Annotated in this window: 26 protein-coding genes and 1 pseudogene; 5 read left to right on the top strand and 22 right to left on the bottom strand. The window is 67.3% G+C overall.

Features of this window, described 5'->3' with window-relative positions; translation table 11 throughout:
- Positions 1 to 8 precede the first annotated feature (8 nt).
- The 3 genes and pseudogenes from AC6HZP_RS08085 to AC6HZP_RS08075 all read right to left on the bottom strand — a co-directional run.
- The gene (locus tag AC6HZP_RS08085) at positions 9 to 1,439 is read right to left on the bottom strand and encodes a M16 family metallopeptidase (RefSeq protein ID WP_497526153.1); all 1,431 of its coding nucleotides are present in this window, start codon (positions 1,437 to 1,439) and stop codon (positions 9 to 11) included.
- 83 nt (positions 1,440 to 1,522) lie between these two features.
- Positions 1,523 to 2,080 carry a 16S rRNA (guanine(966)-N(2))-methyltransferase RsmD gene (gene rsmD / locus AC6HZP_RS08080; RefSeq protein WP_201403068.1) on the bottom strand — a complete coding sequence of 186 codons (558 nt, stop codon included), beginning with the start codon at positions 2,078 to 2,080 and terminating at the stop codon, positions 1,523 to 1,525.
- Positions 2,081 to 2,546: 466 nt separating this feature from the next.
- Positions 2,547 to 3,596: pseudogene (locus AC6HZP_RS08075) on the bottom strand (pseudouridine synthase); the annotation flags it as partial.
- Positions 3,597 to 3,728: 132 nt separating this feature from the next.
- Here AC6HZP_RS08075 and AC6HZP_RS08070 point away from each other — a divergent pair.
- The gene (locus AC6HZP_RS08070; RefSeq protein ID WP_497526152.1) at positions 3,729 to 4,157 is read left to right on the top strand and encodes a nucleoside deaminase; all 429 of its coding nucleotides are present in this window, start codon (positions 3,729 to 3,731) and stop codon (positions 4,155 to 4,157) included.
- A gap of 22 nt (positions 4,158 to 4,179) precedes the next feature.
- Here AC6HZP_RS08070 and AC6HZP_RS08065 read toward each other — a convergent pair whose 3' ends face one another.
- The 13 genes from AC6HZP_RS08065 to AC6HZP_RS08005 all read right to left on the bottom strand — a co-directional run bounded on the left by AC6HZP_RS08065 (position 4,180) and on the right by AC6HZP_RS08005 (position 16,300).
- A complete protein-coding gene (locus AC6HZP_RS08065) occupies positions 4,180 to 4,482 on the bottom strand; it encodes a ribbon-helix-helix domain-containing protein (RefSeq protein WP_201403065.1) in 303 nt (100 codons plus the stop codon).
- Positions 4,483 to 4,519: 37 nt separating this feature from the next.
- A complete protein-coding gene (locus AC6HZP_RS08060) occupies positions 4,520 to 5,101 on the bottom strand; it encodes a DJ-1/PfpI family protein (RefSeq protein ID WP_497526151.1) in 582 nt (193 codons plus the stop codon).
- Between the two features lie 125 nt (positions 5,102 to 5,226).
- Positions 5,227 to 5,487, bottom strand: a complete 261-nt coding sequence (locus tag AC6HZP_RS08055) for a BrnA antitoxin family protein (protein ID WP_201403063.1) — start codon at positions 5,485 to 5,487, stop codon at positions 5,227 to 5,229.
- Positions 5,471 to 5,773, bottom strand: coding sequence for a BrnT family toxin (locus AC6HZP_RS08050; RefSeq protein WP_497526150.1), 303 nt, complete (start codon positions 5,771 to 5,773; stop codon positions 5,471 to 5,473). Before AC6HZP_RS08050 ends, AC6HZP_RS08055 begins: the two co-directional genes overlap by 17 nt.
- A 126-nt stretch (positions 5,774 to 5,899) precedes the next feature.
- Entirely contained in the window at positions 5,900 to 7,540 is a 1,641-nt protein-coding gene (gene groL, locus AC6HZP_RS08045; RefSeq protein WP_201403061.1) for a chaperonin GroEL, read from the bottom strand.
- A gap of 65 nt (positions 7,541 to 7,605) precedes the next feature.
- Positions 7,606 to 7,911 carry a co-chaperone GroES gene (groES, locus tag AC6HZP_RS08040; protein ID WP_029075812.1) on the bottom strand — a complete coding sequence of 102 codons (306 nt, stop codon included), beginning with the start codon at positions 7,909 to 7,911 and terminating at the stop codon, positions 7,606 to 7,608.
- 213 nt (positions 7,912 to 8,124) lie between these two features.
- Positions 8,125 to 8,766 (bottom strand): lysophospholipid acyltransferase family protein, encoded by a 642-nt coding sequence (locus tag AC6HZP_RS08035; RefSeq protein ID WP_497526149.1) that lies wholly within the window; start codon positions 8,764 to 8,766, stop codon positions 8,125 to 8,127.
- Between the two features lie 7 nt (positions 8,767 to 8,773).
- Positions 8,774 to 9,751, bottom strand: a complete 978-nt coding sequence (locus AC6HZP_RS08030) for a phosphatidate cytidylyltransferase (protein WP_201403059.1) — start codon at positions 9,749 to 9,751, stop codon at positions 8,774 to 8,776.
- 1 nt (position 9,752) lies between these two features.
- Complete coding sequence (locus AC6HZP_RS08025) at positions 9,753 to 10,364, bottom strand: CDP-alcohol phosphatidyltransferase family protein (RefSeq protein WP_497526148.1); 612 nt, start codon at positions 10,362 to 10,364, stop codon at positions 9,753 to 9,755.
- A 109-nt stretch (positions 10,365 to 10,473) separates the two neighbouring features.
- Entirely contained in the window at positions 10,474 to 11,058 is a 585-nt protein-coding gene (locus AC6HZP_RS08020; protein ID WP_497526147.1) for a hypothetical protein, read from the bottom strand.
- A gap of 121 nt (positions 11,059 to 11,179) precedes the next feature.
- Complete coding sequence (locus tag AC6HZP_RS08015; RefSeq protein WP_497526146.1) at positions 11,180 to 12,613, bottom strand: sigma 54-interacting transcriptional regulator; 1,434 nt, start codon at positions 12,611 to 12,613, stop codon at positions 11,180 to 11,182.
- Between the two features lie 120 nt (positions 12,614 to 12,733).
- Positions 12,734 to 14,506 (bottom strand): hypothetical protein, encoded by a 1,773-nt coding sequence (locus AC6HZP_RS08010; RefSeq protein ID WP_497526145.1) that lies wholly within the window; start codon positions 14,504 to 14,506, stop codon positions 12,734 to 12,736.
- A 12-nt stretch (positions 14,507 to 14,518) separates the two neighbouring features.
- Positions 14,519 to 16,300: a hypothetical protein gene (locus tag AC6HZP_RS08005; protein ID WP_497526144.1), complete on the bottom strand. Its 1,782-nt coding sequence runs from the start codon at positions 16,298 to 16,300 to the stop codon at positions 14,519 to 14,521.
- A 539-nt stretch (positions 16,301 to 16,839) separates the two neighbouring features.
- Between AC6HZP_RS08005 and AC6HZP_RS08000 the strand changes: the two genes are divergently transcribed.
- The 3 genes from AC6HZP_RS08000 (at position 16,840) to AC6HZP_RS07990 (ending at position 19,581) form a co-directional block, all read left to right on the top strand.
- The gene (locus tag AC6HZP_RS08000) at positions 16,840 to 17,712 is read left to right on the top strand and encodes a TIGR01459 family HAD-type hydrolase (protein ID WP_497526143.1); all 873 of its coding nucleotides are present in this window, start codon (positions 16,840 to 16,842) and stop codon (positions 17,710 to 17,712) included.
- Positions 17,713 to 17,835: 123 nt separating this feature from the next.
- Positions 17,836 to 18,873 (top strand): bifunctional riboflavin kinase/FAD synthetase, encoded by a 1,038-nt coding sequence (locus tag AC6HZP_RS07995; protein ID WP_497526142.1) that lies wholly within the window; start codon positions 17,836 to 17,838, stop codon positions 18,871 to 18,873.
- 156 nt (positions 18,874 to 19,029) lie between these two features.
- On the top strand, positions 19,030 to 19,581 hold the full coding sequence (locus tag AC6HZP_RS07990; RefSeq protein ID WP_201403051.1) for a hypothetical protein: 552 nt from the start codon (positions 19,030 to 19,032) through the stop codon (positions 19,579 to 19,581).
- 57 nt (positions 19,582 to 19,638) lie between these two features.
- Here the strand turns inward: AC6HZP_RS07990 and AC6HZP_RS07985 are convergent, their stop codons facing one another.
- Positions 19,639 to 20,331 carry a L,D-transpeptidase gene (locus AC6HZP_RS07985; protein ID WP_497526141.1) on the bottom strand — a complete coding sequence of 231 codons (693 nt, stop codon included), beginning with the start codon at positions 20,329 to 20,331 and terminating at the stop codon, positions 19,639 to 19,641.
- Between the two features lie 248 nt (positions 20,332 to 20,579).
- On the opposite strand from AC6HZP_RS07985, the gene AC6HZP_RS07980 reads away from it, so the two are divergent.
- Positions 20,580 to 21,224 carry a DNA-3-methyladenine glycosylase I gene (locus tag AC6HZP_RS07980; protein ID WP_497526140.1) on the top strand — a complete coding sequence of 215 codons (645 nt, stop codon included), beginning with the start codon at positions 20,580 to 20,582 and terminating at the stop codon, positions 21,222 to 21,224.
- Here the strand turns inward: AC6HZP_RS07980 and AC6HZP_RS07975 are convergent.
- The 5 genes from AC6HZP_RS07975 to AC6HZP_RS07955 all read right to left on the bottom strand — a co-directional run bounded on the left by AC6HZP_RS07975 (position 21,218) and on the right by AC6HZP_RS07955 (position 25,753).
- A complete protein-coding gene (locus AC6HZP_RS07975) occupies positions 21,218 to 21,376 on the bottom strand; it encodes a hypothetical protein (RefSeq protein WP_201403048.1) in 159 nt (52 codons plus the stop codon). The two genes, AC6HZP_RS07980 and AC6HZP_RS07975, sit on opposite strands and share 7 nt — an antisense overlap.
- A gap of 140 nt (positions 21,377 to 21,516) precedes the next feature.
- On the bottom strand, positions 21,517 to 22,500 hold the full coding sequence (gene hisG / locus AC6HZP_RS07970) for an ATP phosphoribosyltransferase (protein ID WP_497526139.1): 984 nt from the start codon (positions 22,498 to 22,500) through the stop codon (positions 21,517 to 21,519).
- Positions 22,497 to 23,609, bottom strand: coding sequence for an ATP phosphoribosyltransferase regulatory subunit (locus tag AC6HZP_RS07965; protein ID WP_497526138.1), 1,113 nt, complete (start codon positions 23,607 to 23,609; stop codon positions 22,497 to 22,499). Before AC6HZP_RS07965 ends, hisG begins: the two co-directional genes overlap by 4 nt.
- Positions 23,610 to 23,614: 5 nt before the next feature.
- Positions 23,615 to 25,105: a histidine--tRNA ligase gene (gene hisS / locus AC6HZP_RS07960; RefSeq protein ID WP_497526137.1), complete on the bottom strand. Its 1,491-nt coding sequence runs from the start codon at positions 25,103 to 25,105 to the stop codon at positions 23,615 to 23,617.
- 183 nt (positions 25,106 to 25,288) lie between these two features.
- Complete coding sequence (locus AC6HZP_RS07955) at positions 25,289 to 25,753, bottom strand: DoxX family protein (protein WP_497526136.1); 465 nt, start codon at positions 25,751 to 25,753, stop codon at positions 25,289 to 25,291.
- Between the last annotated feature and the right edge of the window lie 52 nt (positions 25,754 to 25,805).

The raw sequence follows: 25,805 nt of genomic DNA, 5'->3' as shown, positions 1-25,805 counted from the left end.
CCCCGTCATTAGCTGCGGCCATCGGCCGGCGCAGGCAAAAGGGACCCCGCGACCGAGCGGCGCTTGTCGAGATACTTCTCCGCCACCTTGGCGACGTCGGCGAGCGTGACGGCGTCGACCCGGCGGGTCCAGTCCTGCACGTCCTCCAGCGACTGGCCGTTGATCATGGCCGAGCCGAAGATGCGGGCAAGCATCGCCTGGTTGTCCTGGCTGTAGATCGTCGCGGCGCGGGTCCGCTTCTTGGCCAGAGCCAGCTCTTCCGCCGTGATGCCGTGTGCGCGCACATCGGCGAGGACGGCGTCGACGGCCGCGCTCACCTTGTCGAGCGAGACATCGCCGCGCGGCGTCGCGTAGAAGCCGAGCTTGCCGTAGTCGAGGCCGTCGCCGGAGAAATAGGCGCCGGCGCTGCTCGCAAGGCCCTGCTCCACGACGAGGCTGCGATAGAGGCGGCTGGTGGCACCGCTGCCGATGACGTCGGCGAGGATGTCGAGCGCCTCGGCTTCGCCGCGCTGGCCCGACGTATAGGACGGCGCCAGATAGACCTGGGTCCAGGACGGCTGGCTGACCCGCTGGTCCCGCAGCACGACGTTGCGCTCGGTCAGCGGCTCCGGCTCCTTCGGCCGGTTGCGCGGCGCGGGCTCGGCCCGGCGCGGCAGCTTGCCATAGGTCTCCTCGGCGAGCTTCTTCACCTCGTCCGCCGTGACGTCGCCGGCGACGACGAGGATGGCGTTGTTCGGCGTGTAGTAGCGCTCGTACTGGCCGACTGCGTCCTCGCGCGTCAGCCCGGCCATCTCATGCGCCCAACCGATGATCGGAATGCCGTAGGGATGGTTCTGGAACAGCGCCGCGTCCATCGCCTCGGAAAGCTGCGCGCCCGGATTGTTGTCCGTGCGCATCCGCCGCTCCTCAAGGATGACGTCGCGCTCCGGCAGCACGACCGGATCGGTCAGCTGCAGGCCCTGCATGCGATCAGCCTCGAAGCCCATCACCATGCCGAGCTGATCCTTGGCGACGGTCTGGTAATAGGAGGTCGCGTCGGCGGTGGTGAAGGCGTTCTCGACGCCGCCGACTTCCGACACCTTGGCCGAGAACTCGCCGGCCGGATGCGCCTTCGTGCCCTTGAACATCAGATGCTCAAGAAAATGCGCGATGCCGGACTTGCCGTGCGGGTCGTCGGCGGCGCCGATCTTGTACCACATCATGTGGGTGACGATCGGGGCGCGATGATCGGGGATCACCACGACGTCGAGCCCGTTGGCGAGCCGGAACGTGCTGGCGTCAGGCGCGATGCGCGGCAACTTGCCGGCTTCGGTCTGCGCCGGAACCGGCGCCTTGCTCTCGGCGAAGGAAGGAGCTGCCATGCCGATGGTAACGGCGATGAACAGGGCGGCTGGTCCGCACTTTCGCGCAGCCAGAGTCTTCTGGAAGATAGAGGCCATTCACCCTCGATTTGGTCGGCGTGCCAGTCTCGAGGGCGACGGTATGCAGCACTTGCGGCCAGATTGCGACAATATTGTCGCAATCAAACATTAAATTTTAGAAAGACCAGCTGGCTGTCGCCGGCCTGCCGCGTCTCCAGCCTTTCGAGGCGCGGAATCTCGCCGATTTCGGCCTTCGCTTCTTCCTCGAGCACGACCAGCGCACCGGGCGCGAGCCAGTTGCCCTCGACCGCCGATCGCAGCGCCAGCTCGCCGAGGCCGCGCCCATAGGGCGGGTCGGCGAAGACGAGCTGGAACGGCTCGACGGTGCCGGCCGGGCCGAGCTTGGTCGCGTCGCGACGCAGCAGCTTGGTCCGGCCCGTCAGCCCGAACGCCTCGATATTGTCGCGGATCAGGCCGCGCGCCTCGACGCCCTCTTCAACGAAGATCGCGTAGCGCGCGCCGCGCGATACCGCCTCGAGGCCGAGCGCGCCGGTGCCGGCGAAGAGATCGAGCACGCGCGCATCGACGACGATGTCGTCATAGGCATGCGCCAGCACGTTGAAGAGACTTTCACGCAGCCGGTCGGCGGTCGGCCGGATCGTCTGCGTGCGCGGTGCCGCGAGCGCGCGGCCACGAAACTCACCGGCGACGATCCGCACGACCCGATCCACCCGTCCTGTTGCCCGATCCACCCGGTCCCCTGCCCGGACCGGACGGCTTGCCGCCGCCGGATCCGCCGGGGCGACCACCCGACCTGCCGCCGCCGCGCGGCTTGTCGCCGTCCGGGTTGCGGCCCGTCACCGGGCGCTTGTCGAAGGAGCGGCCGAGCTTCGGCCCACCTTTACCGCCACCGCTCTTGACCAGCCCGCCACGCGGACCGCGCGCCGGCTTGTCGCCATCGGGATTGCGGCCTGTGACGGGACGCGCATTGCGCAGGCTGCCCTCGAAGCGGCGGCCATCCTGGAACTCGCGACGATCGCCCTCACCGCCTTCGTTGCGGCCCCTGCCCCGCGAAGCGCCGCGATGCGACGATCTCGACGGCGCATCCGCCTCGGCGGCACGCTCGCCACGGCCGTGACGGCCCTCGCCCCGAGGCGCCCGCCCCTCGGCCGGACGCTCGTCGCGGGAACGCCGGTCCCCTCGCGGCTCGGCGCCCGGACGGCCCCGTCCCTCGCCCTTCGGCGCGGCGCCCGGACGGCCGCCACGGCGACCGCCTGTTTCCGCCTCGTCGACGCGCTCGGTGACGATCCGTGACGGGCGCTCGCCCATCGGCTTCACCTGCGCCAGCGGCTTGATCGGCCCCCGACGGATGGTCCGGCCGCCTGCCTTGCGATTGCTGCGGCGGGCGGCTTCCTCTTCCTCGCGCAACGGCGCATCGAAATCGGCGCCGCTTTCGCGGGCGAGCTTCTCGCCGAGCTGGTCGCGCAGCACGCGGCCCTTGATCTCCACGGCCTCGCCTTCGGCGAGATCGCCGAGCTGGAACGGGCCATAGGAAACGCGGATCAGGCGGTTGACGTCGAGCCCGATGCTCGCGAGCACCTTCTTCACCTCGCGGTTCTTGCCCTCGCGCAGGCCGATCGTCGCCCAGATGTTCGAGCCCTGGACGCGGTCGAGCGTTCCCTCGATGGCGCCATACATGACGCCGTCGATCGCCACGCCGTCCTTCAGCTTGTCGAGGTCGGGCTGCAGGATGTCGCCCCAGGCGCGGACGCGGTAGCGCCGCATCCAGCCGGTCGACGGCAGTTCGAGGACACGCGCTAGCCCGCCATCATTGGTGAGCAGCAGCAGGCCCTCGGTATTGATGTCGAGGCGGCCGACGGCGATCACGCGCGGCAGGTGTTCCGGCAGCGATTCGAACACGGTCGGGCGACCCTCGGGGTCATGCGCGGTGGTCACCAGGCCCTTCGGCTTGTGGTAGAGCCACAGCCGCGTCCGCTCCTTGGTCGGCAGCGGCTCGTCGTCGACCGTCACGCGGTCGTTCGGGCCGACATTCACGGCCGGGCTGGTCAGGACACGGCCATTGATGGCGACGCGTCCCTCTTCGATCAATCGTTCAGCATCCCGGCGCGAGCAGAGGCCGGCCCGCGCCAAAACCTTGGCGATGCGGGCGTCCTGTGCGTCGTCTTGCGCGGCGCTGTCCTTCGTGCGTTTCTGCGGCGGCTTCATTCGATCCATCCTTGAAACGGATCCTTAGATCATTTTGCAGCCGGGTGGATACCGCTAGATGCAAACTAAATGCGACAAGTCGAAATTGGCAGGACGAACAGGGCGATGCGAGGGGAACTGAACGGCGCGACGAACTCCTTCATGAGCGTCGCTCTGGAGGAGGCGCGCAAGGCCGCCGCCCGTGGCGAAGTGCCTATCGGCGCCGTCATCGTCCGCGACGGCGTCGTCCTCGCCGCCGACGGCAACCGCACGCTCGAACTGAACGATCCGACCGCCCATGCCGAGACGCTGGTGATCCGCGCCGCCTGCGCCGAGCTCGGCTCGCAGCGCCTGCCGGACTGCGATCTCTATGTGACGCTGGAGCCCTGCCCGATGTGCGCGGCGGCGATCTCGTTCGCCCGCATCCGCCGGCTCTATTACGGCGCCGCCGATCCGAAGGGCGGCGCGGTCGAGAGCGGTGTCCGCCTCTACAGCCAGCCGACCTGCCATCACGCGCCGGAAGTCTATGAAGGCATCGCCGAAAGCCATGCGGCCGAGATGCTGCGGAATTTCTTCCGGGAACGGCGGTAGACGCCCGCCTCCCGAAACCCGCTCAGGCCGCCGAACTGTCCAGCATCCGCCGGCCGGCCGCCGCGGCGCTCGTCTCGGCGTGGCGGCAGCAGATCACCCGCAGCAGCGAGGCGAAATTGCCGATCTCGCCGCGGAGTTCCACGACCTCGTCATAGAGCACCGACAGGAAGCGCCCCGTCGGCATCTGTTGACTGGCCGCGATCTCGTCGAGCCGCGACCAGAACATGGCTTCGAGCCGGACGCTGGTGACGACGCCGGCGATGCGGACGGACCGCGTCACCGGCGCGAACAGCTCGGGATCCGTCGACGCGAAGATCTGACACACAGGCGCACCTCCCCCTTGGATTGCGCGCCCGGGCCGATCAGGCGTGGCTGATCTTGGTGCCGAGCAGCGCCAGGAACTGCCCCATCCAGGCCGGATGAGCGGGCCAGGCCGGCGCAGTGACGAAGATATCGTCGGTGATCGCGCCGCTGATGGCAATATCGGCATACTTGCCGCCGGCAAGCCGCACTTCAGGGGCGCAGGCCGGATAGGCCGAGATCGTCTTGTCGCGGATCACGTCGGCGGCAGCGAGCACCTGGGCGCCATGGCAGACGGCGGCGATCGGCTTGCGAGCCGTGACGAAATCCTTGACCAGCGCGATGACGCGGTCATCGAGGCGCAGATATTCCGGCGCGCGGCCACCCGGGATGACGAGCGCGTCGTAATCGCTCGCCTTGACGGTGGCGAAGTCGGTGGTCAGCGCGAAATTGTGGCCGCGCTTCTCGGAATAGGTATGGTCACCCTCGAAATCATGGATCGCGGTCGCGACCTTGCCGTCGGCCGGCTTGTTGGGGGCGGCGGCCGACACCTCGTGGCCGACAGCGGCCAGAAGCTGGAACGGCACCATCACTTCATAGTCCTCGACATAGTCGCCGACGAGAAACAGGATCTTCTTGGCCATGGCGGTCTCCTCCACACGAACCTCAGCGCCGAGACCGTAGCGAGCCGGGACGACGGAGAGGTAACACCCCCATACTACTGCGCCGGAGGCGAGCCTCGCGGATCAGCCAGAGTGTCGGATGGCGATCAACCGACCTTTTCCGCCAGCCACGTCTTGATCAGCGACTGATACGGCACGTCGCGCTTGTTGGCCTCCACCTTGATCCGGTCTAGCAGGCTCACCGGCAGGCGCAGCGAGATCGAGGTCGTGCTTGGCTTCAGGTTGGGCAGCACCACCCGTTCGGCCTTGCCCCAGTCGACATAGTCAGTCGAGTCGTGGCTTTCCCAGAAGGCGCGCTCCTCCGCCTCGTCCTTGAAGGAAGGAATGGGTTCAAGCTTCTTGCTCATAGCGCCTCCTTTCCCGCTCGCTCATGTCGCGGGCAGAAATAATGCGGATCAACGTGTCATCGGCGCGCAAGGTGAAACTCACATGCAGTCGCCGGCCGGCATTGGCAACGCCCAAGGCGTGGAGCCTGATCTCCAGGTGGCTATGGGCCGCATCGTCCACGACCAGAAGCGGCTGATTGAAGAACACCTCTTCCGACTCCGCCACCGACACGCCGTGCTTGTCGGCGTTCTTCGTCAGATTTCCCTGATCCCAGTCGAAGCCGACGATGCGAGTGAATTCGATCATCCGCGTATATTATCATCATATACGGAGACTGGCATCCTCCACGAATCGTCCCCCGCCTGGGCCATGCGCAAAAGAAAAGGGCGCGGCTTTCGCCGCGCCCTTCCGTAGGTCTGAGGACAGGACTTCTTAGAAGTCCATGCCGCCCATGCCGCCGCCCGGAGGCATAGCGGGCATGCCGCCGTCCTTCTTCGGCTTGTCGGCGATGAGCGCCTCGGTCGTGACGATCAGCGAGGACACGGAAGCCGCGTCCTGCAGAGCCGTGCGGACGACCTTGGTCGGGTCGATGATGCCGGCCGCGACGAGGTCGACGAAGGTCTCCGTCTGGGCGTCGAAGCCGAAGGTGTCACCCTTGCCTTCGAGAACCTTCGAGACGACGATCGAACCCTCGACGCCGGAATTCTCGGCGATCTGACGGATCGGAGCCTCGAGAGCGCGGAGAACGATCTTGATGCCGGCATTGATGTCGGCGTTGTCGCTCTTCAGCTTCTCGACGGCCTTCTTGGCGCGCAGCAGAGCCGTGCCGCCGCCCGGGACGATGCCTTCTTCAACGGCAGCGCGGGTTGCGTTCAGCGCGTCGTCGACGCGGTCCTTGCGCTCCTTGACTTCGACTTCCGTCGCGCCGCCGACGCGGATGACCGCGACGCCGCCTGCGAGCTTGGCGAGACGCTCCTGGAGCTTCTCCTTGTCGTAGTCCGACGTCGTCTCTTCGATCTGAGCCTTGATCTGGTTGACGCGGGCTTCGATCTCTTTCTTCTTGCCGTTGCCGTCAACGATGGTCGTGTTCTCCTTGGAGATCGTGACCTTCTTGGCGCGGCCGAGCTGAGCGAGCGTGACGTTCTCGAGCTTGATGCCGAGATCTTCCGAGATCACCTGGCCGGCCGTCAGGACAGCGATGTCCTCGAGCATGGCCTTGCGACGATCACCGAAGCCCGGAGCCTTGACGGCTGCGACCTTCAGGCCGCCACGGAGCTTGTTGACGACGAGCGTGGCCAGGGCCTCGCCCTCGACGTCTTCCGAGATGATCAGCAGCGGCTTGCCCGACTGGACGACGGCTTCCAGGACCGGAAGGATCGCCTGCAGGTTGCCGAGCTTCTTCTCGTGCAGGAGGATGTAGGGGTCGTCCAGCTCGGTGACCATCTTCTCGGCGTTGGTCACGAAGTACGGCGACAGGTAGCCGCGGTCGAACTGCATGCCTTCGACGACTTCGAGCTCGGTCTCGGCGGTCTTGGCTTCCTCGACGGTGATGACACCCTCGTTGCCGACCTTCTGCATCGCCGAAGCGATCATCTGGCCGATTTCCTTCTCGCCATTGGCGGAGATGGTGCCGACCTGGGCGACTTCCTCGGAAGTCTTGATCTTCTTCGAGCGCTGCACGAGATCCTTGACGGCCTCGGCGACGGCGAGATCGATACCGCGCTTCAGGTCCATCGGGTTCATGCCGGCGGCGACGAACTTGGCGCCTTCCTTGACGATCGCCTGAGCGAGAACCGTCGCGGTGGTGGTGCCGTCACCAGCCTTGTCGTTGGTCTTGGAAGCGACTTCGCGGACCAGCTGGGCGCCGAGGTTCTCGAACTTGTCCTCGAGCTCGATCTCCTTGGCGACGGAGACGCCGTCCTTGGTGATGCGGGGCGCGCCGAACGACTTCTCGATGACGACGTTGCGGCCCTTCGGGCCGAGCGTCACCTTGACGGCGTTGGCAAGGATGTCGACGCCGCGCAGCAGCTTTTCGCGCGCGTCAGCGGAGAACTTTACGTCTTTAGCAGCCATTGAATGAGCTCCTTAGAGGTTGTGCCGGACAGGAATAAATCGCGTTCAGGGAAACCCTGCGCGACTTACTTGCCCTTGCCCTTGCCTTCGATGATGCCGAGGATGTCCGACTCCTTCATGATCAGGAGCTCTTCACCGTCGATCTTGACTTCCGTGCCCGACCACTTGCCGAACAGGATGCGGTCGCCGGCCTTGACGTCGAGAGCGACGAGCTTGCCAGCGTCGTCACGCGTACCGGTGCCGACGGCGACGACTTCGCCTTCCTGCGGCTTTTCCTTGGCGGTGTCCGGGATGATGATGCCGCCGGCGGTCTTCTCTTCCGACGCAACGCGACGGACGACGACGCGGTCGTGCAGAGGACGGAATGCCATGTTTGATCTCTCCTCGCGTGCAGGGCGATCCGGTGCGGACCGCCCGCCAATGTGGGGTGCATTAGCACTCACCGGGGGTGAGTGCTAGCAGGCCAGCCCGATCTAGGAGCCGGGGTCCGCATTGTCAAGGAGACCGCAATAGCGCGACGGGAGGATTTTTCCATCCTTGGGAGGCGGCTGACGCCCCCGCCTCGGCCGCTTTCCTAAGCCGCCTCACACCCATTCCGGGCTGGGCGTCTCGCGGCCGAGCGCGTCGACCGCCATTTCGAGGCGCTGCATGAAGCCCTCGCCCGCGCCGGTCATCGCCTCGCCGACCACGACGTCGCAGAAGAATGGGACGGGAAGATGGTCGCCCTTCGGCAACACCTTGCCGAAGCCGCGCAGGAACACCGGCAGGACGGGAATGTCCGGCCGGCGCCGGGCGATGTGGCCGACGCCGCGCTTGAACGCCTGGCGCATCTCCGGCTCGCCGCGCGAGCCCTCGGGGAAGATGATCAGGATGTCGCCGGCATCGAGGGCGGCGAGCGCCTGCGCCAGCGGATCGACGCCGCCCCTGCCCGTGCCGCGCTCGATCGGCAGGATGCCGATCAGGTCGACGGCGAGCCATTTCAGCCAGCGGTTCTGCAGGAAATAATCGGCGGCGGCGACGGCGCGCACCTTCCTGAGCTTGGCGAGCGGGAACAGCGACATCAGCGCCAGCGTGTCGAGATGGCTGTTGTGGTTGGCGGCGATGATCACCGGGCCATCCTTCGGCAGCCGCTCGCGATGCCGGACGGAGAGCCCGATCGCGACCAAGAGGAACGGCCGCACGAGAAGCGCGAAGAAGGCGAGGCGCAGGAAATCGCGAGGGGTCATGCGCGTCTCAGAAATAGAAATAGCGGACGGCATGGAAGAAGACCGGCGCGGTGAAGACGAGGCTGTCGATGCGGTCGAGGATGCCGCCATGGCCGGGCAGGATCGTGCCGGTGTCCTTGATGCCGAGGTCGCGCTTCACCGCCGACATGACGATGTCGCCGAAGAAACCGGCGGTCGCCAGGAGCACGCCGATCGCGGCCGCCTGCGGCAGGCCGATCGGCGTCAGGATCGGCGCCAGCGCCATCGAGAGCAGCGTCGTCGCGATCAGGCCGCCGACAAAACCCTCGACGGTCTTGTTGGGCGACACCTTGGGCGTGATCTTGCGCCTGCCGAAGCGGCGGCCGGCGAGGAACTGGGCGACATCGTTGAACTCGGTCGCGATCAGAAGAAAGATCAAGAGGCCGGGCCCCATGCCGGAGGGCGCGCCGGGCGGCGGCAGGACCAGCAGATAGGCGGCGTGGCTGACCGAGAAGACCGTGATCATCAGCCCCCAGTGCAGCGTGCCGGCGGCCCTGAGGAAGCCCTGCGTCTCGCCGCGCAGCACCATGGCGGCCGGCAGGATCAGGAACATGTAGACAGGGATGAAGATCACGAACATGCCGTACCAGCCGATGCCGACCCAGTAGTACTGGATCGGCACGCAGAGATAGGCGACGAGCAGCACCACCCGGTCGGCCTTCCGCGTCGGGATGATGGTCAGATATTCCTTGAGCGCCAGGTAGCTGACGAAGCCGAGCAGCACGATCATCGCGGTTGGGCCGAGCGCCAGCGCGCCGACCAGCAGCGCCACCATCACCCACCAGCTGCCGATGCGGGCGCGCAGTTCGCGATATTTGGCTGTCGCCTTCGGATCCTCGCCGGAGGGCTCGGGCCGCGACCAGACGAGCGCGGTCGCGATGGCGAGGCCGAGCACGACCAGCGCCAGGGTCACGACATTGGCGCCCGACCAGCCGAAGAGTTTGAAGGAGAGGATCGATCCGTCCATGTCAGCCGCCTGCGAGCGCGCGCCGCGCCCGGTTCACCGTGGTCCAGAGCGCAAGCAGCGCCAGCAGTGCGACGATCCAGTCGAGCCACGCGCCGCCCGGCACGCCGACGGCGATCAGGAAGGCGATAAGGCCGATCGCGGCGGCGCGGTCGGATTTGCCCATCGGTCCGTCATAGCGGCGCCCTCCCCCGATCGTCTGGCCGAGCACGCCGACGAACTCGGTCAGGATCGCCGCGACGACGAAGAGCACGATCGGCCAGCCATGCGCGCCGAACGGCGCCAGGGCCGGCACCAGCGCCAGATAGAGCGCGGCGTCGGAAACCACGTCGCCGACCTCGTTCAGGATGGCGCCCAGCCGGCTCTGCTGGTTGTGCTCGCGCGCGATCATGCCGTCGATGGCATTCAGCGCCATGCGCAGGAAGAGCACTAGCGGCAGGAGCAGCAGGCTGAGCCGGCAACCGGCCAGTCCCCAGAGCGCCAGCCCGGTCGCGAGGCTCGCGACCATGGCGGCCAGCGTCACCTGGTTGGCGGTGACGCCCTTGGTTACCAAAACGCTAACAAGCGGGCGCAACAGCGCCTGGAAGCGCGGCTTCAGATCATAGACGGAGGTCATGCAGCGCGCCGCAACCGATCGAGGGGAAAAGCCTGTCCGATATGCCCGCCGTCATGCATCCGCGGGGGCGCGGACGCAGTGATGTCGGACACAGTCCGGCGGCAGTCGGTCAGCCGGAAATGGTGAACGGCAGCTCGACCGGCGCCGAGTGCCCCGTCGCCTGGTCGGTGACGGTCAGCACCAGCACATAGTTACCCGGCTTCAGCGCCGGTAGCTGGAAGCCGACGGTGACCTGGAACTCGCGGTTCTTGTTGCGGCTGGTCTTCTCCAGCACCGCCGGAGCCGCCGACTTGGTCAGGATCTGGCCGCCGGCATTGCGGATCTCGACATCGGAGGCGAAGGCGATCTTGTAGCCGCCATCGACCTCCTGCCAGCCGAAACCCTGCGGCTCGACATAGACCTGCAGCGTCGTGGACGGCGCGAAGCTCGAGCCCGGATGCTCGACATAGTCGCCAAAACCCTTGGCTTCGTTGACGAAACGAGCGTTCTTCAGGGTCAGCGGCGCCGACTTCCAGAACGCGTCGACCGCCTGGTCGAGGGCCGTGTGCGCGTCGGCCGCCTTGCCTGCCTGAAGCAGCGTCTCCGCGGCGGCGGCCTTGTCGGCGACCTCGCCGGCGAACGCCGCGCCGGAAACCGCGAACAGCAACGCACCCGCCACCGCAATCCCGGAAATCCGGGACGCCCCGTCCATCATGACTTTCCCCTCATCTCGGACGCAGAACGTCCGCGCCACCCCATTTCGCGCGAACATGCCGTTCCGGCGCGTCGCGTGCAAGCGATTCAACAAATGAGGATTAATTCGGCTCGCCAACGGCTTATGCCGTGCGCCGCTCCTGCCAGGCCTGGCGCTTCCGGTAGATCGTCGAAGGACTGATCTCGAGCGCCGCCGCGGCGCGCGCGATATTGCCACCATGCGCCTCGATGGCGCTCTCGATGATCGACCGTTCCTGCTCCCAGAACGGCGCCACGGCGCCAAGCGAAGCGCGGTCCGGATCCGTCCATTCGCTGCCCCGAACCGGCGCGGAGGCGGCACGGATCGGCGGCGGCAGCATGGCGACGGTGACCTCGCTGCCCTGGTGCAGCACGACCATGCGGCGGATGGCGTTTTGCAGCTCGCGCACATTGCCGGGCCAGGCATGGCGCATCAGAAGCGCCGCCGCCGCCGGCTCGAAGCCCCGGAAACCGCGCGTTTCCTCGGCCGCATAGCGCGACAGGAAGGCGGAGGCGAGCGGGAGTATGTCCTCCGGCCGCTCGCGCAGCGGCGGCAGCTGGATCGGCAGCACGTGCAGCCGGTAGTAGAGATCCTCGCGGAAACGTCCGGCGGCGATCTCGGCCGTGGGATCGCGATGCGTGGCGCAGACGATGCGCACGTCGACCCGGCGGCTGGTGCCGTCGCCGACCCGCTGCACGACGCCGCTCTGGATGAAGCGCAGCAGTTTCGCCTGCAAGGCGAGGTCCATCTCGCCGATCTCGTCGAGGAACAGCGTCCCGCCATCGGCGAGCTCGGCCGCACCCTGGCGCGTGTCGGTGGCGCCGGTGAAGGCGCCGCGAACATGGCCGAAGATCTCGCTTTCCATGAGATCCTTGGGGATCGCGCTGCAGTTGATCGCGATGAAAGGCCGGCCGGCGCGGCCGGAACGGTTGTGGATCGCCTCGGCGCAGAGTTCCTTGCCGGTGCCGCTCTCGCCGGTGACGAAGACCGGCGCGCGCGACGGCGCGATGCGGCTGATCTGGTCATAGACGACCGCCATCGCGGCGGACCGGCCGATGAAGCCCTCGAAATCCTCGCGCGCCAGCGACGCCACCGCAGCCGGGCCGGGTTCCTCAGGACTTGTATTGTCTCTTGCTGTCGACTTGGCGACCGGCCATTGCGCGATGGCCGCCTCCAGCCTGTCGAGCAGCGCCGCCGCGCCAAAGGGTTTGGGCAGGAAATCCACCGCGCCCGCCCGCATGGCGGCGACCGCCGCATGGACGGAGCCGCGCGCGCTCATGGCGATGATCGAGGAGGCGTTGCCGCCGAGGCTGCCGAGCTGGTCGACGCCGCCCACGGTCTCGAGATCGGCGACGATGATCGACTGCGACCGACCCGCGAGGCATTCGATCGCCTCGGCCTTGGTGGCAAAGGCCATCGGCGCGAAACGCAGCCCCGCCTGCGCCGCCAGATGCGCGGAAACGGTGCGCCGCTGAACCGGATCGGCATCGACGATCAGAACCTGAACGGGCTCTTGCGAGCCACCACCGAATCCCATGCCAGGAAGACCCTTCTTCCGCCGCAAAATATCTGCCGCGACAGCCGAACAATCTCAGAACAGGGTAAACAAAGCGTTCAGAAACGCGCCGCATCCCTCCAAAATCACTACGCAATTTAGCTAAACGAGCCCGGCGGTCCTGACCGCGTCGACCAGCTTGTCCACCAGGACGGGATTGGGAATGATCCGCGCGAGCACCCGCGCCGGATCGGCGCGCAGTTCCGGAAATTTGTTCTCGATATTGGCGAGCGCATCCAGCCGTGCCACCGGCGAGCCGTCGGCGCCGCCGGCGATCAGCGCGAGCGTGGCGGCAAGCGGATGCTCCGGCAGGGCGACGCGCCGGACCAGCGTGCGCATGGCGGGCTCGTTGCCGGCCTGGAACGCCGCCAGCGCGAGGTAGAGATCATACCAGGGCGGATAGGCCGGGTTGTGGCTGGCCGCCTCCTCGATCAGCGTGGCGCCGAGCAGATAGTTGCCGGCGACGATGAGAACCTGGCCCTGCGAGGCCCGGACCTCGGTATCGAGCGGATTGAGCTGCACGGCCCGCTTGCCGGTCGCGATGGCGCGATCGATCTGGCCGGTGGCGAAATAGGCATATTGCAGCGCCTGCTGGGCCCTCGCGCTGGTCGGCGCCAGTTGCACCGCCATCGCCGAAGCCTTGACGGCGCGATCGACGGAAGGGCTTTCGGGCTGCACGTTGAAGGCCAGCCCGTCCTCATCGAGATAGATGAAGGTCAGCATGGCGTAGGGCAGCGCATAGGTCGGATAGCGGTGGGTCAACTCTTCCAGGCAGTTGCGGATCTCGGCATGGGTCGCGGTCGTGAAATCGCGCCAGTAGTTGAACGACCGGGCGAGACAGAGGAAGCCGTCGTCGGGACGATCCGTGCGGGCCAGCCGGTCGGACATGACGACGCCATAGGGCTGGGCCAGCGTGACGGCGATGTCAGCCACCAGTTCGTCGATCGCCAGCGACGGCTGGATCGGATTGCGGGGCGCGCTCAGCTTGGAGGACCAGATCACGCGCCCGGAAATCCGGTCGGTCAGCAGCGTCGCGGCGGAGATCCCGCCCTGACCTTCCGACAGCGTGCCGCTGAGCAGGTAATCGGCATCGCCGTCCAGGCGGGTGACCACCGTGACCTCGTCGAAGCGGGACAGCGCGGTCACCATCTTGGTGGCGAACTGGCTGCCGGTGATGCCCGTCGCCAGATCGTTCGTGACGGCGAACGGCACGACGAAGATCCGGGGCACCATCGGCCTCGCGGCCGTGGAGGCGGCCGTTTCGACCTTCGCGACGGGGGGCGCCCCCGCTGCGTCGGACGGCCCGGCCGAGAAAAATGCCCTTGCGCCGAAAATGCCCGCCATGGCGAGGGCCAGGAGGAGCACCAGCCCGCCGATCCGCCATGCGCGCCCGCGCTGGGCAGCATCCGCCGAATCCACGACGGCAGAACCCGGCTCGTCCGACCGGCCGGCATCGGCCGCCCCATCGGCCGGCAAGTCCGAGGCGCCCGAAGGCTTGGCTGTGCCCTCCTGCCGAGGCTCGAACCTCGGCACATAGCTGCCGCGCGGGATGGAAATCCGCATCGGCGCTGCGGCGCCCTCGCCCTGGTAGTAGGTCTCGAGCGCCTTGCGCAGGCGGCCGGCCTCGACCCGGACGATGGGATCGACCGAGGGATCGAAGGTCTCGGGCCGCCCGAGCGCCTCGGTGGCGATGCTGTAGGCCTTGATCCTGTCGGCGTCTCCGGCAAGCGTCTTCTCGACGACATAGCCGAGAAACAGGCTCAGCTGGCGCGACGCGCCAAAGACAGCCGACGACTGGATCGCCGATAGCGCCGCGCGCACGTCGGCGGGGGAAGCATCGGAGGGTCCGATATCCTTCAGGCCGCTGTCGCTCATCGAGGCACCATTTCAGCTGCCGACCTCAGCCTGCCGCAGCGCGACCTCGAGACGCTCCGTGAAGGGCGAAGCGGTAAACTGTCGATGCAGTGCCGACGGCATATCGTCGGCGAAGGCCGGCATGATCTCGTAGAGAACCGCGCGCGCCTGATCGCGCGCCTCGTTCTCGTCGCCCGAATTATACGCCAGAACGCGCGCAATTGCGCCATAAGGCAGCGTCGGAACATCGGCGACGACCGCGCTCCGCAACGGGTTCGGCTCGGTTCCCTTGCCGAAATGGGCGAGATAGTCGAGCGAGTCGTAGAAGCTGATATGGGCCGGGTCGATCTGGCGCGCGATCGCCGACTGGGCAAGCGCCTGATCGTAGTAGCCCGACGCGATCAGAGTGAGCACATATTGCGACCGCGACAGCGGATCGAGCGGGTTGGCGGTGACCGCCCGCAGGCCGATCGTCCGGGCAACGTCGAGATCGTCCTTGCCGAGCGCGACGACCGCCGCGGCCGTCAGGGCGCGCACATTCGTCGGCTCGAGCTGCAAGGCGCGCCGCGCCTCGGTCTCGGCATCCCGCAACGCGACCTGAGCCGAGCTTTCGACCGGATCCAAGCGATAGTCCTCGACGAGCAGCAGGGCGCGCGACGCGGCCGCCGTCGCAAAATTCGGATAGCGCGCGATCGTATCCCGCAGGCAGGCGTCGAGCTTCTGCCAGCTGCCATCATCCAGGCGATGGTGTTGCAGTTGCGCGCTGATCATGCAGCCATAGTCGCCGATGCCGCCCTCATCGGCCTCGCCGACATCCTTGCCGCCGGCGAGGTACTGGGCGATGGCGCCGAATTGCGGCGCGATCGCCGTGGTCGCGATTGCCACGACGCGCTCGATGCCCGCATCCGATCCCAGCTCGTTCGGCTTCAGCTCCACACTGGCGCTCCAGATCACCTCGGCCGTTCCGGCCACCGAGAGGCGCATCGCCACGGTATTGGTCGTCTCGCCCAGCGTGACTTCACCGTCGAGGCGAAAATCGGCCCGCTCGCTTCCCCGGGCGAGCACGCGCAATTCGGGGAAACGCGCCAGGGAGACCGTGAGCGTCGCCACCAGCTCGCGCGCGCGCTCGGCCGCGCTGCCGGCCGTATGCGTCGTGAAGGCCATCACCTCGACGCTGGGAAGGTAGGGCTGGTCGGCGCCCGGCCCGACGCCCGGGCCAAAGACATGCGTCGCGTTGACAACCGGCGTTCTGGCGACCGGTTGCGGAGCGAAAAGGGTGATGGCGCCATAGACCGCGACGGCGATGGAGGCGAGCGAGACGCCGATGATGAGCGCCAGGCGGCCGACACGCATGGGCAGCGGGTGCGCCTTTGCCGGCGCGGGCCGATCCTGCGGGGCGGCGGCCGGCGGCTCGGGCGCATCCACGGCCGGCGGCGGCGGGGCCGGCTCGAAGCGGGGCACGTAGGAACCGCGCCCGACGACGAGGTGCATCGTCTCGTCGGCGCCGCTGCCCTTGTAATAGGCAGTAAGCGTGCGCCGCAGCCGATTGGCCTCGACGCGGACGATCGGATCGCGCTGGGCGTCGAAGCTCTCCGGACGGCCGAGAACCACCCTGCCGATGTTCTGCCCCTTGAGCAGATGCTCGTTGCCGGCGAGACGGGCCTCGACGACGTAGGTGAGAAAGGCGCAGAGCTGGGGCGAGGCGACGAGCTCCGGGCTCGCCAGCGCCTTTCGCAGCGCGGCGCGCACCTCGGCGGGCGGGAAGGCCGAATCGATCTCGGTCGCGGGGCGGTCGGCGTCGGGCATGTAGTTCAACGCCCTTCCCCGCCGCCGGCAGGGATGCGGCCAGCATCCAGCGACCGCTCCCGGAGAAGCGCGACACTGCCCTCGTCGGGCAGCCGGGCCAACCTTATCCGCGGAATGGCTGCATGCTCATTCAAGGCAACCTCCGAGCCAGGGGGACAACTCGATCACCAACCCACACAATCTCGACAAACGAACTAGAGGTGTAGGGTCCGCGATCTACAATCACAGGACGTCGAACCGAGACACCAATGAAATCATAAACTTGGGTAGCATGACCCGAAGCCACGCCGAACCGGCAAAACAGACATCCTTCTGTTTTTCAACCCATTCCTTACGTTACGCTAACCCGCACTGCTATCATGTCTAGATCATGACCGGGAGTTGCCGGAGAGCGCTTTGCCGCAGCCGCCCCCGATCGGCCTCTTCGATCCCTTTCCGGACCCGCTTCCGTTGCAGCCGCGCATCAGCTGGACGGCGAACATGCAAACTCCCGGCCAAGCCGAGCGGCGCGCTTGACCCCTGCAAGGGGAAGCAATACGCCCGGGCGCATGACCAACACGACTTCCCCCCTCGCAGTCGCCGGACTGTCGGAACTCGCCTCCCAGTATCCCGTCGTGCTCAGCGACGTCTGGGGCGTCATCCACAATGGCGTGCGCGCCTTTGCGCCGGCCTGCGACGCGCTCAGGCGCTATCGCGCGCAGGGCGGCATCGTCGTGCTCATCACCAATGCGCCGCGCACGAGCCAGCACATCGTCGATCAGATGAACGGTCTCGGCGTCGGGCCCGACTGCTATGACGGCATCGTCACCTCGGGCGACGTGACCCGCGGCCTGCTCGAGGCGCGCGGCGCCGCCAAGACCTTCCATGTCGGCAACGAGCGCGAGAAATCGCTCTATGAGGGCCTGCCGCTACAGCTGGTCGGCGAGGACGAGGCGGAACTGATCTCCTGCACAGGACTGTTCGACGACAGCGTCGAGACGCCGGATGATTATGCCGGCCGCTTCGCCAGCTGGCGCAAGCGCGACCTGCCGATGATCTGCGCCAATCCCGACATCGTGGTCGAGCGCGGCGAGCGCTTCGTCTGGTGCGCCGGCTCGCTCGCCGAGCGCTATACCGCGCTGGGCGGCACGAGCTTCGTCGCCGGCAAGCCGAACCCGCCGATCTACGAGGCCGCGCTCCGCAAGGCATCGGCCATCCGGGGAAGCCATGTCGAGAAGCAGGAGGTGCTCGCGATCGGCGACGGTGCGCCGACGGATCTGCGCGGCGCCTGCCAGCAGGATCTCGACGTGCTGTTCGTCACCGGCGGCATCCATTCGGCGAGCTTCGGCCCCGACGAGGCCCCGGAAGCGGGCGCCGTGCACGGCTTCCTCGTCGAGAACCGGCTGGCGGTCCGCGCCTATATTCCGCACCTCGCCTGGTGATCCACCACGAGTGTCCCGCTCCGGTGGGGCAAACGAAACAGACGTCTTGACCCTGTCGAGCCGAGAGGCCAGTTTCCGGCCGCAGCCGCCGACACCACGCCGGCGGGCTCACCTGGAGCCAACATGACCAGCGCCCCCGCGCACCTGCTGCCGGCCCGGATCCTGCCGCTCGATGCCATTCCGGCCGATTGTCGCGGCGGCGCCGTCGCGATCGGCAATTTCGACGGCATGCATCGCGGCCATCAGGCGCTGCTGGAAGCGGCGCGCAGCGAAGGCAGCGCCCACCAGGCGCCGGCGCTGCTGCTGACCTTCGAGCCGCACCCGCGCTCCGTCTTCCGGCCCGACAGCCCGCTGTTTCGCCTTTCGACCATGGAGGCGAAGGCGCGGCTCGCGGCGGCGTTCGGGCTGGACGGCATCGTCGTCGCCCGTTTCGACCGGGAATTCGCCGAGACCAGCGCCGACGACTTCGTCGACAAGATCCTGGTCGAGCGGCTCGGCATCACGGCGGCGATCATCGGCCACGACTTCCAGTTCGGCCACGACCGGCTCGGCTCCCCGGCCTTCCTGGCGCATCAGGGCGCGCGACACGGCTTCACGGTTTCGGTTCTCGGCGCAGTCATCGACGGCAACGGCCAGTCGTTCTCGTCCAGCCGCGTGCGCCAGAGCCTGGAGCAAGGCGAGATCGAGCGGGCCAATTCCGAGCTCGGCTATCGCTGGTTCGTCATGGGCAAGGTCCAGCATGGCGACAAGCGCGGGCGCGAGCTCGGCTATCCGACGGCCAATGTGCGGCTTCCGGCCGATTGCGGGCTGGCGCTCGGGATCTACGCCGTCACCCTCACCCGCGCCGACGGCACGACGCACGACGCCGTCGCGAGCTATGGCCGCCGGCCGACCTTCGACAATGGCGCGGTGCTGCTCGAGGTGCATGTATTCGACTTTGCCGACTCGCTCTACGACGAAGCCGTCGTCATTACCTTCCATCGTTTCCTGCGCGGCGAAGAGCGTTTCGAGAGCATCGACGCGCTGATCGCGCAGATGGATCGGGATTCGGAGGCGGCCCTCCGGATTCTCGCCGATGCCGGGCCGGGCACCTCGCTCGACCAGCGGCTGGCCCTCATCGCGCCATCCGCCGATGTTGCCCCGGCCCTGTCCATCCGTTAGAAGGACGCCCGAGACCGTGCCGGAATTTTGCCTGCTTTTCTGCGTTTAACCACGACACAGGTTAAGGTGTGCCGATTCGAGCGCGCCCAGGAGTGACCGATCGACATGCCCGCATCGACTGTTCAGCGATTTCTGATTTTGCCTGCGGGCGCCCTGTTGGCGACCGCGCTCGCAGGATGTTCGGGGACCACCTACGGCACCGGCGTATCGCCCGAGAAGCAGACGCTGACGGACGTGATGAGCATCGCGAGCCTCGGCTCCGAGGACCGGCCGCAGATCGACTACAAGCCGCGCGGTGGTATCGTCGTGCCGCCGAGCCAGAGCCTGCCGCAGCCGGTCAACACGGCCTCGGCCGCCACCGACATGAACTGGCCCAAGGATCCGGACGTCGCCAGGCGCAAGAAGCGCGAGAACGACGCCGTTGCTCCGAATAGCGAAGGCGCGCCGAACCTGAAGCTGGCCCCCGGCCAGACGACCTTCAGCCGCCGCGAGGAAGAATATTCCGAAGCCCGCCGCGCCGAAGGCAAGAAGGCCTGGGACGCGCTACACAAGGGCAAGGGCGGCTCCTACGACGCCCAGGGCAACGCGACCCGCAAATATCTGACCGAGCCGCCGGTCGCCTATCGCGAGGCCGACCCCAACGCGCCGATGGAAGAGCCGGCGAAGGTCAAGAAGAAGTTCGACGTCAGCAAGCTCTGGCCGTTCTAGAGCTTCGACCGGACATCACATCAGCGGGCGCCTCGGGCGCCCGTTTTGTTTTGCGCCCTAGCGGACGATCACGCGCGCGCCGACATCGACCCGCTCGTAGAGATCGACGACATCCTCATTCCGCATTCGGAAGCAGCCCGACGAGACGGCCTTGCCGATCGTCCACGGCTCATTCGAGCCATGGATGCGATAGAGCGTCGAGCCGAGATAGAGCGCGCGGGCGCCGAGCGGATTGTTCGGCCCGCCCTCCATGCGCACCGGCAGCCCCGGCCGGCGCTTGCGCATTTCCGGCGGCGGCGTCCAGGTCGGCCACTCGGCCTTGCGCGTGACGCTGTGGGTGCCGACCCAGTCGAACCCGGCCTTGCCGACCCCGACGCCATAGCGTCGCGCGCTTCCGTCCGCCTCGACCAGATAGAGGTAGCGCGATGCCGTATCGATGACGATCGTGCCCGCCGCCTCGTTGCCGTCATAGGGAATGACCGTCGGCAGGAAGGCCGGATCGAAGTCGCGCCGCGCCTTGCGCTGCTTGGACGGCGTCGGCACCAGCCCGGCGCTCTCCTGCGTCGCCGGCCGCGATCTCCGCACTACCGGCCGATCCACACTGCGCTCGCGGATCCGCGGTCGCTCCGGATAGCCTTCGTCGATCAGGACGGGCGGCCGCGGCGTATACCGGTCATTGGCCGCGGCGCCGATCGTCAGGCCGATCAGGAACAGGCTGGCCAGGGTCATCGGATGCAGCAGGCTTCGCATGGCCCCCCTCGGAACATTCGGCGCGACGTTCGGCCGGACGTCGATCGCGAGGGATCTCCGCCAGCCATCCTTCACGCTAGCCAGCCTGGGGCAAAGGAAGCATGAATCCGGGAAGCCGCCACCCATTATGGTCAACAAAGCCCTAGCGGCGATGGCTGCGCGCGGAACCGGCGCGGCGGGGACTTGCCCTGCCTACCCTCGAAAAGCTAGAACAAAGCACGAACCTATCAACAGCCCGCGAGCGCCCCATGCCCCTCCCCGATGGACTTCTTGCCGGTGACGACGGACTGGCCCGGTGCTGGTGGTCGCACGGCACCGAGATGTACCAGGCCTATCACGACAAGGAATGGGGGCGGCCGGTGACGGACGATCGCCGGCTGTTCGAAAAACTATGCCTCGAGGGCTTTCAGTCCGGCCTGTCCTGGCTGACGATCCTGAAGAAGCGCGAGAACTTCCGGAACGCCTTCGAAGGCTTCGATCCGGAAAAGATCGCGCGCTTCGGCGAGGCCGATGTCGCGAGGCTGCTCGCCGACACGGGCATCGTCCGCCATCGCGGCAAGATCGCCTCGACCATCAACAATGCGAAGCAGGCGCTGAAGCTGATCGAAACCGAAGGCTCGATCGCAGCCTATGTGTGGAGTTTCGAGCCGCCGGCGAGCGAGCGCCCGGCGCGGTTCGTCAAAGGAGAAATGCCGGCGACATCGCCGACCTCGGTGCGGCTTTCGAAGGATCTCAAGCGGCGCGGCTGGAGCTTCGTCGGGCCGACCACCGTCTATGCCTTCATGCAGGCCATGGGGCTCGTCAACGACCACCTCGAAGGCTGTCATTGCCGCGAAGAAGCCTTGCGGCTCCGGCAGGGGCTGACGTTGCCCGGTAGGGCGGCGGCTCAGTAGCCGCCGTAGGAGCGCCGGCCGCGGCGGTCGAGATCGCGCTGGATCATCTCGAGGTCGATGAGATCGCCGGCCTGGGCGAGCCGCTCGGCCTCGGGATCGTAGTTGACGTAGTCAGACCAGCTGCGCTTCAGCTTCTTCAGGGACTTGAACATTTGCGTCTCTCCCTTTCATGGGGTGATGACGCAAAGGTAAGCCGCATTTCGCTGCATTGCAAAACACGATATCGCAATGCAGCAATGCGATGCACGCATGACGCGTCGCCAAGCCGGCGAACCAGCATGGCGGCTACCGATCAGGCGGAGCGGCCGTCGATGCGGCCGAGCAGATGCTCCGTCAGCGGGCTCGTTGCCGAGAAGACCGTCTCGATGCGGGCGACCGAAACGGTGCGAGCGCCGGCGCCCGTCCGCAGCCATTCCGCGCAGGCATAGACCTTCGGGGCCGGGCAATGCAGCAGGAACTGGCCGTTGGCGAGGCCGAACGGCGCCGTCGCGCCGAAACGGTCGGCCGCGACCCTGGCCGCTCCCTCGGGATCGACGACGTCGGCGCGGATCTCCCGCAGCGAACGCCCCGCCGCCTCTGCCTCTATCCGGTCCAGGATGGTGCGCAGCGCGCCGCGAGCGGCCCCGCTCCAGTTGGTCGAGAGGCTCGCGACCAGATGCGCCTCGGACTGCAGGATGACGCCGTCGCCGATGACCTTGAGCGCATTGGCGGCGAGCGTCGAGCCTGTTGAGGTGATGTCGACGATCAGATCGGCGGCGCCCGACGCGGGCGCCCCCTCCGTCGCGCCGAGGCTCTCGACGATGCGGTAGTCGGCGATGCCGTTCTGCGTGAAGAAGCGACGCGTCAGGTTGACGTATTTCGTCGCGACGGTCAGCCAGCGGCCATGGCGGGCGCGGAAGTCGGCGGCGACGTCGTCGAGATCCGCCATGCAGCGAACGTCGATCCACGCCTCCGGCACGGCGACGACGACATCGGCATGGCCGAAGCCGAGCGGCAGGACCAGATCGAGCCGCTGGGCGAAGTCGGAGACTTCCTCCTCGACGAGATCGCGGCCGGTAATGCCGAGATGGACGGAGCCGGCCGCCAGTTCGCGCGTGATTTCGGACGCCGAGAGGAACGCGACCTCGACATCCGGCAGGCCGCCGATGCGGCCGCGATAGCTGCGGGCGCTGCCCTGCTGCACCACCGGCAGCCCGGCGCGCGCGAAGAAGGCGTTGGCGTTTTCCTGCAGCCGGCCCTTGGAGGGGACGGCGAGAACGAGCGGGGCGTCGGTCATGCCGTTACTTCCTTCACGCGATCGAGCCAGAGGGCGAAGCCGACGGCGGGGACGGTCGACTTGGCGCCGAGCAGCGGCATCAGCCGGTCATAGCGGCCGCCGCCGACGACCTGCTGGCCGGCGGGTAGCGCCTTGTCGTAGATCTCGAAGACGAAGCCCGAATAATAGTCGAGGCGACGGCCGAAATCGGCGGCGAAGTCGAGGCGGTCGAGATCGATGCCGCGGCGGGCGAGCCCGTCGGCGCGCTTCTCGAAGCCGTCGATTGTCGCGTCGATGTCGATCTTTTCCTCGGTGGCGAGCGCCCTCAGATCCTCGATCACGGCGGTCGGCTTGCCGACGATCCGGAGGAAGCGAAGGAGAACCGCCCGGGCGCGCTCGTCGAGCCCGCCGCCGGCAGCCAGCGCCGACTGCTCAAGGAAGCGATCGGCGATCTCGCCGGCCGAACGGCCACCCACGGCGCGGATACCGGCGATCGACAGCAGATCCTCGACGATCCGGTGCGCGGCGTCGTGGTCGGTGCCGTCGAGCGCGGCCAGGAAGCCGGCATGCGCCGGCGCCTCGGCCGGCTTGCCGCCGGAGAGACGTTCGATCGTCGCGTCGAGCCGGGTCCGGTCGCCGAAGGCGCGCGACAGGCGGCGCTTCCAGACGGCGGCGACGCCCAGCTGGTCGATGACGGCGGCGAACAGCGCGGAATCGCCGATCCGCACGATCGGCTCGTCGAGGCCGAAGACGCGGACGGCGTCGAGCGCCAGCGCCAACACGTCGGCATCGGCGGTGATGCGGTCGGTGCGGCCGAGCGACTCGATGCCGGCCTGCAGGAACTCGCCGTTGACGCCGCCCTCGCGCTGCCGGAAGACCGGGCCGAGATAGGCGTAGTCGGCCGTGCGGTGCGCGTCGCCGGAGGCGAGGTGCTGCAGGCAGACGGGAATGGTGAACTCGGGCCGGAGGCACTGCTCGCGGCCTTCGGCGTTCGAAGTCAGATAGAGCCGGCGACGCAGATCCTCGCCCGCCACGTCGAGAAAGACGTCGGCGTCGGAGACGATCGGCGGTTCGACGAAGCGGTAGCCCGCCTCGGAAAGAAGTACGCGCAGTTGCGTCGTATCGACCATGTCCGTCACCCCGCTTGCCGCGCCAGGATTTCGCGTACCGCCGCGACCAGATCGGCCTCGGGCACCTCGACCTGGGCGGGACGCGCCTCGCGCCAGGTGGCGTTGTCGGTGATCTCCGCCGACATCTGCTTGCCGAGCGCCAGATCCTTGACCTGGATGACGCCCTTGGCCTTCTCGTCGCCGCCCTGGATGATCACGCAGGGCGCATTGCGCTTGTCGGCATATTTCAGCTGCGCCTTCGGGCCGGAGCCGCCGAGATAGAGCTCGGCGCGGATGCCGGCGTCGCGCAGGTCCTTGACCATCCTCTGGTATTCGCCGACGCGGTCGCGGTCGAAGATTGTCACGACGACCGGGCCAACCTCGGCCTCCTCGGAGACCTTGCCGAGCGCCGTCAGCGCCGCCATCAGGCGGGAGACGCCGATCGAGAAGCCCGTGGCCGGGATCGATTCACTGCGGAAGCGGCCGACCAGCCCGTCATAGCGGCCACCGCCGCCGACCGAGCCGAAGCGCGCCGGCTCGCCCTTCTCGTTCACCGTCTCGAACAGCAGCTCCGCCTCGAAGACCGGGCCGGTGTAATATTCGAGGCCGCGCACGACGGAGGGGTCGATCTTGATGCGGTCGGAATAGCCCGCCGCCGTGGTGATGATGGCGATCTGGTCGAGCTCGTTCAGGCCCTCGACGCCGGACGGCCCAAGCTCGATGTGCTTGCGGATGCTCTCGACGGTCGCCTCGTTGCCGACGCTCGACTGCGCGGCGACATATTGCATGACCGTCGCGACACCCGCCTCGTCGAGGCCGGCGCCCTTGGTGAAGTCGCCGCTCTCGTCCTTGCGGCCCTCGCCGAGCAGGAGCTTCACGCCCTCGGGGCCGAACTTGTCGAGCTTGTCGATGGCGCGCAGCACCGTCAGCCGCTTGCCGGCGTTCTCGGGCCCGGCGAGGCCGATCGCCTCCATGACGCCGTCGAGCACCTTGCGGTTGTTGACGCGGATCAGATAGTCGCCGCGCTGGATGCCGAGCGCTTCCAGCGTGTCGGCCATCATCATGCACATCTCGGCGTCGGCGGCCGGCGACGCGGCGCCCACCGTGTCGGCGTCGAACTGCATGAACTGGCGGAAGCGGCCCGGGCCCGGCTTCTCGTTACGGAAAACCCAGCCGTTGCGATAGCTGCGATAGGGCTTCGGCAGTTGGTCGTGGTTCTCGGCGACATAGCGGGCGAGCGGCGCGGTGAGGTCGTAGCGCAGGCTCAGCCACTGCTCGTCATCGTCCTGGAACGAGAACACGCCCTCGTTCGGACGGTCCTGGTCCGGCAGGAACTTGCCGAGCGAATCCGTGTATTCGATCAGCGGCGTCTCGACCGGCTCGAAGCCGTAGAGCTCGTACACGCCTCGAATCGTTGAGATCATCCGGTCGGCCGTCTTGATCGCGCCGGCATGGCGATCGACGAGCCCACGCGGCAGGCGCGCCTTCAGGGCGTTCGTCTTGTCTTTCTCGGCCATTTCCGTCGATCCCGTCTCTCACGCGATACGTCTTGTACCGCATCAATTGGTACGTTTTGTACCGCGTCCAGCGGCGCGTTTCGTACCGCATCGACCGTGAACGGGCAACCTCACGTGCCGATGACACCAAAGCAAAAAGGCCGCCCGGAGGCGGCCTTTCCATGTCTCGAAGGATCGTGGCGATCAGATCGCGCGGCCGATCTTGGCGTCGACCGAATACTCGTTGCCGCCCTTGAAGACGAAGTAGAGCGCGGCGAAGAACCAGAGCGAGGCGTATTCGAAGCCGCCGCTGGCTGCGAAGAAGCCGTTGCCGATATGGACCGAAAGCGTCGCGACCAGCAGGACGAAGGCGGCGACGAGGGCTGCCGGGCGGGTCAGCAGGCCGATGGCCAGGAACAGGCCGCCGAAGAACTCACCGAGGCCGGCGAGCGTCGCCAGCAGCACGGCGGGCTGAAGACCGATCTGGGCGAAAAAGCCGGCCGTGCCCTCAATGCCGCCACCGCCGAACAGGCCGAAAAGCTTCTGCGCGCCATGCGGCACCAGCCAGAAGCCGACGACGAAGCGCAGCAGCGCCTCGAAGACCGGTGTAGCCGAGTAGATCCCGCTAAAGGCAGGCACGATCAACTTCTGCGACGTGGTATCGGACATTGCTCTCTCCAGGCGCCATCATGGCTGTTCAATTTAATCTGACGCCAACATT

The sequence above is a fragment of the Kaistia sp. SLG-1 genome (assembly GCF_059699055.1).
Note: the sequence above shows the minus strand (reverse complement) of the source record. Positions and strands in the feature narration are given on the sequence as shown.

Coding starts and splice junctions, on each gene's coding strand:
- groES (WP_029075812.1), bottom strand. CDS start 7,911: ATGGCATTCCGTCCTCTGCACGACCGCGTCGTCGTCCGTCGCGTTGCG.
- AC6HZP_RS08050 (WP_497526150.1), bottom strand. CDS start 5,773: ATGATCGAATTCACTCGCATCGTCGGCTTCGACTGGGATCAGGGAAAT.
- AC6HZP_RS08030 (WP_201403059.1), bottom strand. CDS start 9,751: ATGGACGGATCGATCCTCTCCTTCAAACTCTTCGGCTGGTCGGGCGCC.
- hisG (WP_497526139.1), bottom strand. CDS start 22,500: ATGACCGACGCCCCGCTCGTTCTCGCCGTCCCCTCCAAGGGCCGGCTG.
- AC6HZP_RS07965 (WP_497526138.1), bottom strand. CDS start 23,609: ATGGTCGATACGACGCAACTGCGCGTACTTCTTTCCGAGGCGGGCTAC.
- AC6HZP_RS08060 (WP_497526151.1), bottom strand. CDS start 5,101: ATGGCCAAGAAGATCCTGTTTCTCGTCGGCGACTATGTCGAGGACTAT.
- groL (WP_201403061.1), bottom strand. CDS start 7,540: ATGGCTGCTAAAGACGTAAAGTTCTCCGCTGACGCGCGCGAAAAGCTG.
- AC6HZP_RS07985 (WP_497526141.1), bottom strand. CDS start 20,331: ATGCGAAGCCTGCTGCATCCGATGACCCTGGCCAGCCTGTTCCTGATC.
- AC6HZP_RS08085 (WP_497526153.1), bottom strand. CDS start 1,439: ATGGCCTCTATCTTCCAGAAGACTCTGGCTGCGCGAAAGTGCGGACCA.
- AC6HZP_RS08055 (WP_201403063.1), bottom strand. CDS start 5,487: ATGAGCAAGAAGCTTGAACCCATTCCTTCCTTCAAGGACGAGGCGGAG.
- AC6HZP_RS08010 (WP_497526145.1), bottom strand. CDS start 14,506: ATGAGCGACAGCGGCCTGAAGGATATCGGACCCTCCGATGCTTCCCCC.
- AC6HZP_RS08000 (WP_497526143.1), top strand. CDS start 16,840: ATGACCAACACGACTTCCCCCCTCGCAGTCGCCGGACTGTCGGAACTC.
- AC6HZP_RS08015 (WP_497526146.1), bottom strand. CDS start 12,613: ATGGGATTCGGTGGTGGCTCGCAAGAGCCCGTTCAGGTTCTGATCGTC.
- AC6HZP_RS08035 (WP_497526149.1), bottom strand. CDS start 8,766: ATGACCCCTCGCGATTTCCTGCGCCTCGCCTTCTTCGCGCTTCTCGTG.
- AC6HZP_RS07955 (WP_497526136.1), bottom strand. CDS start 25,753: ATGTCCGATACCACGTCGCAGAAGTTGATCGTGCCTGCCTTTAGCGGG.
- AC6HZP_RS07975 (WP_201403048.1), bottom strand. CDS start 21,376: ATGTTCAAGTCCCTGAAGAAGCTGAAGCGCAGCTGGTCTGACTACGTC.
- AC6HZP_RS08025 (WP_497526148.1), bottom strand. CDS start 10,364: ATGACCTCCGTCTATGATCTGAAGCCGCGCTTCCAGGCGCTGTTGCGC.
- AC6HZP_RS08070 (WP_497526152.1), top strand. CDS start 3,729: ATGAGCGTCGCTCTGGAGGAGGCGCGCAAGGCCGCCGCCCGTGGCGAA.
- hisS (WP_497526137.1), bottom strand. CDS start 25,105: ATGGCCGAGAAAGACAAGACGAACGCCCTGAAGGCGCGCCTGCCGCGT.
- AC6HZP_RS08020 (WP_497526147.1), bottom strand. CDS start 11,058: ATGATGGACGGGGCGTCCCGGATTTCCGGGATTGCGGTGGCGGGTGCG.
- AC6HZP_RS07980 (WP_497526140.1), top strand. CDS start 20,580: ATGCCCCTCCCCGATGGACTTCTTGCCGGTGACGACGGACTGGCCCGG.
- AC6HZP_RS07995 (WP_497526142.1), top strand. CDS start 17,836: ATGACCAGCGCCCCCGCGCACCTGCTGCCGGCCCGGATCCTGCCGCTC.